The sequence below is a fragment of the Vibrio sp. 10N.222.46.A1 genome, assembly GCF_041473595.1.
Classification (GTDB): Bacteria; Pseudomonadota; Gammaproteobacteria; order Enterobacterales; family Vibrionaceae; genus Vibrio; species Vibrio tasmaniensis_A.
The window spans coordinates 1-1866 of record NZ_JBFRSN010001253.1 but is presented as its reverse complement, the minus strand read 5'-3'; the positions used below and the strand labels follow the sequence as shown (position 1 = coordinate 1866).

Annotated in this window: 2 protein-coding genes and 1 pseudogene; 1 reads left to right on the top strand and 2 read right to left on the bottom strand. The window is 45.9% G+C overall.

The window, feature by feature from the left end:
- Together AB4496_RS25710 and AB4496_RS25705 are read right to left on the bottom strand one after the other, a co-directional pair.
- Positions 1-312: pseudogene (locus AB4496_RS25710) on the bottom strand (sterol desaturase family protein); the annotation flags it as partial.
- An 87-nt stretch (positions 313-399) separates the two neighbouring features.
- A complete protein-coding gene (locus AB4496_RS25705) occupies positions 400-1413 on the bottom strand; it encodes a DUF2804 domain-containing protein (protein WP_102258539.1) in 1014 nt (337 codons plus the stop codon).
- A gap of 169 nt (positions 1414-1582) precedes the next feature.
- On the opposite strand from AB4496_RS25705, the gene AB4496_RS25700 reads away from it, so the two are divergent.
- Positions 1583-1866 (top strand): AraC family transcriptional regulator ligand-binding domain-containing protein (locus tag AB4496_RS25700; protein WP_372132678.1); only part of this gene is annotated, 284 nt, incomplete at its 3' end.

The window sequence follows — 1866 nt, the reverse complement described above, 5'->3', positions numbered from 1 at the left end:
GTAATAGCAAAAGTCTTGCAACACCATCAATACAACAAAACTCAGCACGCCCATTTCAATATCCATTAAGCGCCAACCAAACATCCAAAGATACAACTGCACGACCAATAACCCGGTGAGCAAATCGGAGAGTTGATGCATTCCTGCCAGCGTGAAGTTACACATCACTTCTGAAAGTTTATAGCTCGAGTTATCAGGCAGTCGACCTTGCTTCTGACCGATAAAATACTCAGCCAACATGCACACAATGAACAAGGGCGCTAATACCAGCAGTAGCCATTCTGGGTGATTGATTAATGCGTCGATATTCATGTTTTATCCTTGTTGAGACGCCATACGCGTTCTTAGTATCAAGCTTACTTAGACTTGCTCGCCTGAGATTCAATCAGCAGAATTACGTTACCAGCGAGCAAAGTGATCTTCTGTTAGGCCAAGAACACCATCGAGGTGATGTGTCACTCCATTGTTGTCTTCAATCGAGCCAGAAAAGTGACCAATGAACTGACGAAAGTTACTCTTTAACAGCCATAAATTGAGCTTTTCGCTGCGGTTATTTAAGGGCGTAAAGGTCAGGTTTATACGTCCATCTTGTGATGTTATCTGCCAAGGCAAGTTCGTGTCTTGGCGACTGAACGTAAACTGTACCGGGTTAAGCAAGTGTCTGGTTCCATTGACCCATAACACGTTTTCGCAGCCTCCGGTTTCATTCACGCCCGCCGCGAGGTTTAGGCCAATATCTGTGCCATTGGATTGCGTGTTGATGCTTGCCCAGCGCCAGCTGGTTTCACGTCTCATGTAGCCCGCTGAAAAGTCATAACCGGCACGAGCTTGTTGGAGAACGAGTGATTCTCCTTTGATTTGGATTTCACCGCTGATGCGCAAAGCATTGTGCTTTTGAGTGTAAGTCCAACCTGAATAACCCGTTGGGCTGCACATCGCCAAGGGCAAGCTGTCGGCTTTAGGCTCTAAAGCGATATCGGCCTTAATGAGTTTGGTATTCAAGTGAACTTGCCATTGCCCGCCTTCAATATTAAAGGTGATGCTTTGGCCTGCAATGTTTGTCGTGCCGTCAAATGGCGAAGCGGTAACTTGTTTATCAAACCCTAATGGCCTCAACCAAGATGACTCTTCTAGATGGTTGTTTTCAATATCGTACAGATAACAAAATGCCGAGCCTAAGTAGCGAATATCCGCGATAGCGACACCAATAATGTGCGTGTCGGTGACAATGCTGACAAATTGGAATTGTTTGTAGTGGAGGTGCTTCTGCCAAGAGTTTGCTTTTGAATCCATCGAGTTTCGGTAGTCAAAGCTCTCGATGTTCAGGTGCTTGGGGATGCCATCGAAATGTCCAATGATCGGCTGACCATTAGAATCAATCAAACTGTGTGGAGCAGGATTCGTTTTTATCATTGCGATAGTTCACATAAATTTAACAACTAAAGCCATTGTGCGATGAGTAGCGTAGAATTGGGAGGTCATATTCGGACAAGAGCGCGTTACCAATCACGATTTTGTCAGTAGTGTTGTTGAAGCTGAGTAGTCATGTTGATGGGAATGGGCTCGATATAAGGAGAGACGATTGGAGATTATCGCGGAGTATAAGCCGACCGGACATCGGCATCAATTGGGTACATTAGATATCGCGCTGCTGTTGAATACGTTAGAGCAACGAGGTCTCGATATTGAAAGGCTACTCAATGATGTGGGTTTGCCGAACATGGATTGGCGAGACCCGAATGGAAAGCTGACTTACGCTGACAAACTTTCGTTATTTAGCGCGGCGAATCAGAGCTTTCCTCACGATGGCTTAGGGCTTTGGCTGGGGGAACACGCTAGCTTGAGCCACTTTGGTGTGTTGGGTTA

What these genes read in the sequence shown, in the direction of transcription:
- AB4496_RS25705 (WP_102258539.1), bottom strand. Translation starts at nt 1,413, where the DNA reads ATGATAAAAACGAATCCTGCTCCACACAGTTTGATTGATTCTAATGGT.